Here is a 3,870-nt window from a genome sequence, read left to right on the forward strand (position 1 = left end):
CCCGCCGACGACGCGGCCTTCGACCGCCTCGACCGTGCACTCGCGCGTGGCTGATCCGGTCGCGCTCGCCGCGCTGTTTCTAGACGCCGCGATCGGCTGGCCGGACCGTTTCTACCACGTTGTCGGCCACCCTGTCGGCGGTTTCGCCCGCATGATCGGCGCGTGCGAGCGGCACTGGAACACGCCTCATTGCAGTGAACGACAGCGTCGTCTCCTCGGTTTTACAACGATGCTACTCCTGCTCGCTGGTACCGCGCTCGTCGCGATCCTGCTCGAGAGTTTACTAAGCGCTTGCCTTGGACCGTGGGCATGGATCGGCACTGCGGCGCTCGCCTGGCCCGCGCTCGCGCAGCGCAGCCTGTTCGACCACGTCCGTCGGGTCGCCGTCGCACTCACCGCCGCCGACCTACCCGCCGCGCGTCGCGCGGTCGCGATGATCGTCGGCCGCGATACCGATGCGCTCGACGAAAGCGGCGTCGTGCGTGCCGGGGTGGAGAGCCTTGCCGAGAGTTTCTGCGACGGCGTCGTCGCGCCCTTGTTCTGGCTGATCGTCGCCGGCCTGCCCGGCGTGTGGTGCTACAAGGCGATCAACACCGCCGACAGTATGATCGGTCACAAGGAGCCGCGCTGGCGCGCGTTCGGCTGGGCGGCGGCCCGGATCGACGACGTCGCCAACTGGGTGCCCGCGCGTCTGTCGGGCGCCGTCCTGTGCATCGCGGGCGCGGGCGGCTGGCGCGTCATGTGGCGCGACTGCCGGCGCCACGCCTCGCCCAACGCTGGCTGGCCGGAGGCGGCGATGGCCGGCGCGCTCGGCATCGCGCTCGCCGGGCCGATCGCCTACGATGGGCGCATGCACGCCAAGCCCTGGATCGGCCATGATGGTCGCGCGGCCACGCCCCACGACCTGCACCGCGCGCTGGCGATCTATCTGCGTGGCTGCGCCTTGCTGTGGGTGATCGCGGGAGTTGTCGCATGGGCGCGATAATGCTGCAGGGCACCGGCTCCGATGTCGGCAAGTCGGTGCTCGTCGCCGGCCTGTGTCGCGCGCTCGCCAATCGCGGACTGCGTGTCCGCCCGTTCAAGCCGCAGAACATGAGCAACAACGCCGCGGTCACCGCCGACGGCGGCGAGATCGGGCGCGCACAGGCGACGCAGGCGCTCGCCTGCCGCGTCGCGCCGCACGTCGACATGAACCCGGTGCTGCTGAAGCCCCAAGGGGACCGCACCTCGCAACTGATCGTGCGCGGACAGGTGCGCGGCACGCTCGCCGCGCGCAACTGGCGCGAGGGACGCATCGGCCTGCTCGACGACGTGCTGGCGAGCTTCGAACGCCTTCGCGACGACGCCGACATCGTCGTGGTCGAAGGCGCCGGCTCTCCGGCGGAGATCAACCTGCGCGCGGGCGACATCGCCAACATGGGCTTCGCGCGCGCCGCGGACGTTCCGGTCGTCCTCGTCGGCGACATCGACCGCGGCGGCGTGATAGCCTCGCTGGTCGGCACGCACGCGGTGATCGCGCCGGAGGATGCGGCAATGATCCGCGGCTTCATGGTCAACAAGTTCCGCGGCGATCCCGCGCTGTTCGCCGACGGGATGTCCGCGGTCGCCGACCGGACCGGCTGGACCGCGCTGGGCATCGTTCCGTGGCTCCACGCCGCGCGGCGGTTACCGAGCGAAGACGCGGTGGTGCTCGAACGCGCCGCGCCCACCGCCGCAGGTCGCCGCGTCATCGCCTGTCCGATCACGCCGCGCATCGCCAACTTCGACGATCTCGATCCACTCCGCCTTGAGCCTGAGGTCGACCTCGTCATGGTGCCGCCCGGACACCCCATCCCCGACGCGGCGATGATCGTACTCGCGGGATCGAAGGCGACCCGCGCCGATCTGGCGAGCCTGCGCGAACAGGGCTGGGACATCGACATTCACGCGCACGTGCGGCGCGGCCGCCCGGTGCTGGGGCTGTGCGGCGGATATCAAATGCTCGGCCGCTCGGTCAGCGATCCTGGCGGCATCGAAGGACCCGCGGGCACCTCCGCAGGCCTCGGGCTGCTCGACATCGACACGGTGCTGACGGGAGCGAAGACCGTCCGGCAGGTCGGCGGCGAGGCGCTTGGCGCCCGCTTTAGCGGCTACGAAATCCATCTCGGACAGACCAGCGGCCCGGACACCGCGCGCCCACTAGGCCGACTCGATGATGGTACTTCCGAGGGAGCGATCCGCCCCGACGGGCTGGTCGCGGGCAGCTACGTCCACGGCCTGCTCGGCGATCCGGCGCAGCGTCGCGCATGGTTGGCGCGGATCGGCACCACCGCCTCAGGCGTCGACCACAACGCCGACGTAGACGCGGCACTGGACGACATTGCCGTCCAGTTCGAACAGCTCGTTGACGTCGACGCGCTGATCGACATCGCTCAGACCCGCTGAGCGACCACCAGCATCAGCAGCAGCGCCGTTTCGGTCAGTTCGATCCCCGCACCGTGAACGTCGCCCGACATGCCGCCGACCCGCCGCGCGAACGTCAGGCCGAGCAGTACGAGGACGACCGGCGTCGCCAGCAACACCGGCGCCACAACAGCCGCACCCAGCAGCAGCAGCCCCCATCCGATCAGGTCACGCGATCTCACCGCGCCCGTGATCGCGGCGCCCAGTCCGCTGTTCTTGAGCAGCGGCACCGCGCGCGCCCACCACAAGGGACCGATCCGCGCCGCTGCCGGAATGAACAGCAGCGTGGGCCAGCCTGCAGGCACGATCAGGTGCAGCGCGACGAGCTTCGCCACTAGCTGCAGCACGATCGCGATGACACCGAAACTGCCGACGTGCGGGTCGGCCATCACCGATAGCAGGCGCGCACGATCGCCGTGCGCGGCGCCCAAACCGTCCGCCAGATCACCCAACCCGTCGAGGTGCAGCGCCCCCGTCACCCACGTCCAGGCGAGCAACGCGGCGAGCGCACCCATCCAGGGGTCGATCAGCCCTCCCAGCCACGCAGCCGCTGCCACGATTGCTCCAACGATAAGACCCACGAGGGGGTAAATCCGCATCGCCGCCGCAAAATCGCCGTCGCGCGAGGCAAGTCTCGGCACCGGCAGCCGCGTCAGGAACGACAGCGCGACGATCAGGCGACGCACGGCAGCAACCCCGTCACCTGCGCTCGCCGAGGGCTGCTCTCCCAAACGCGTAGCGAGACCACAGCGGCATAGGGCAGATCGAACGCCCAGACCTGCTCGCGGCCGAACCCGCACAACAGGTGCAGCGCGGCGCGCATCGGCCCGCCGTGCGTCACCACCAGCGTCGGCTCAGGCGAGACCGCTTCCAGCGCCTTGCCAACTCGTGCCGCCAGCGCCGACCATGTCTCTCCGCCAGGTGGCGGAAACGCATCGGGATCGTCCCAGAAGCGGGCGAGCGCGTCCTGATCGAGCTCGCGCGCGTAACGACCGTCCCACTCACCGAAATCGAGCTCGCGCCAGCGCGGATCGATTGCGCCGCCGCCCAGCACGTCGAGGCATTCGCGCGCGCGCCGCAGGTCCGACGCGATACGGTGTGCAATCTCCTGCCCGCTCTCCGCCAATCGCCTCGCCTGCGCCACGCAAGCCGCAATCCCGGCGGGCGTCGCCGCGCAATCCGTGCGGCCCAGCATGCGACCGGGCAGCACCGGTTCACCGTGCCGCATCAGGTGCAGCGCGAACGACCTCATCCGCCGCCCACGCCCGCTTCCGCGAAAGTCGCCATCCCGTCGTGCGCGGCAAGCGCGGCGCGGATCACGCTCACCGCCACCGCTGCGCCGCTCCCCTCGCCCAGCCGCATGTCGAGCGACAGCAGTGGGCGCAGGTGCAGGCGATCGAGCAGGCGCCGGTGACCCGGCTCGGCCGA

At 70.6% G+C, this 3,870-nt stretch carries 5 protein-coding genes; 2 read left to right on the plus strand and 3 right to left on the minus strand.

Annotated elements, in window-relative coordinates:
• Nucleotides 1–46: 46 nt before the first annotated feature.
• Both cbiB and QZ847_RS15180 read left to right on the plus strand, forming a co-directional pair.
• Entirely contained in the window at nucleotides 47–985 is a 939-nt protein-coding gene (gene cbiB, locus QZ847_RS15175; protein ID WP_294358037.1) for an adenosylcobinamide-phosphate synthase CbiB, read from the plus strand.
• Nucleotides 973–2,424, plus strand: coding sequence for a cobyric acid synthase (locus QZ847_RS15180; protein WP_294358024.1), 1,452 nt, complete (start codon nucleotides 973–975; stop codon nucleotides 2,422–2,424). The genes cbiB and QZ847_RS15180 overlap by 13 nt, the downstream gene beginning before the upstream one ends.
• On the opposite strand, the gene cobS is transcribed toward QZ847_RS15180, so the two are convergent.
• The 3 genes from cobS to QZ847_RS15195 all read right to left on the minus strand — a co-directional run.
• Nucleotides 2,412–3,128: an adenosylcobinamide-GDP ribazoletransferase gene (gene cobS / locus QZ847_RS15185; RefSeq protein WP_294358028.1), complete on the minus strand. Its 717-nt coding sequence runs from the start codon at nucleotides 3,126–3,128 to the stop codon at nucleotides 2,412–2,414. The genes QZ847_RS15180 and cobS overlap by 13 nt on opposite strands.
• Nucleotides 3,116–3,694 carry a histidine phosphatase family protein gene (locus tag QZ847_RS15190; protein WP_294358031.1) on the minus strand — a complete coding sequence of 193 codons (579 nt, stop codon included), beginning with the start codon at nucleotides 3,692–3,694 and terminating at the stop codon, nucleotides 3,116–3,118. Before QZ847_RS15190 ends, cobS begins: the two co-directional genes overlap by 13 nt.
• Nucleotides 3,691–3,870, minus strand: a 180-nt coding sequence (locus QZ847_RS15195) for a nicotinate-nucleotide--dimethylbenzimidazole phosphoribosyltransferase (RefSeq protein ID WP_294358033.1), incomplete at its 5' end; no start/stop codon positions are given. The genes QZ847_RS15195 and QZ847_RS15190, both read right to left, overlap by 4 nt.

The sequence above is a fragment of the uncultured Sphingomonas sp. genome (genome assembly GCF_913778135.1).
Classification (GTDB): Bacteria; Pseudomonadota; Alphaproteobacteria; order Sphingomonadales; family Sphingomonadaceae; genus Sphingomonas.

Excerpts from the sequence above, each read along its gene's own strand:
- QZ847_RS15180 (WP_294358024.1), top strand. The coding sequence starts at position 973 with ATGGGCGCGATAATGCTGCAGGGCACCGGCTCCGATGTCGGCAAGTCG.
- QZ847_RS15190 (WP_294358031.1), bottom strand. The coding sequence starts at position 3,694 with ATGAGGTCGTTCGCGCTGCACCTGATGCGGCACGGTGAACCGGTGCTG.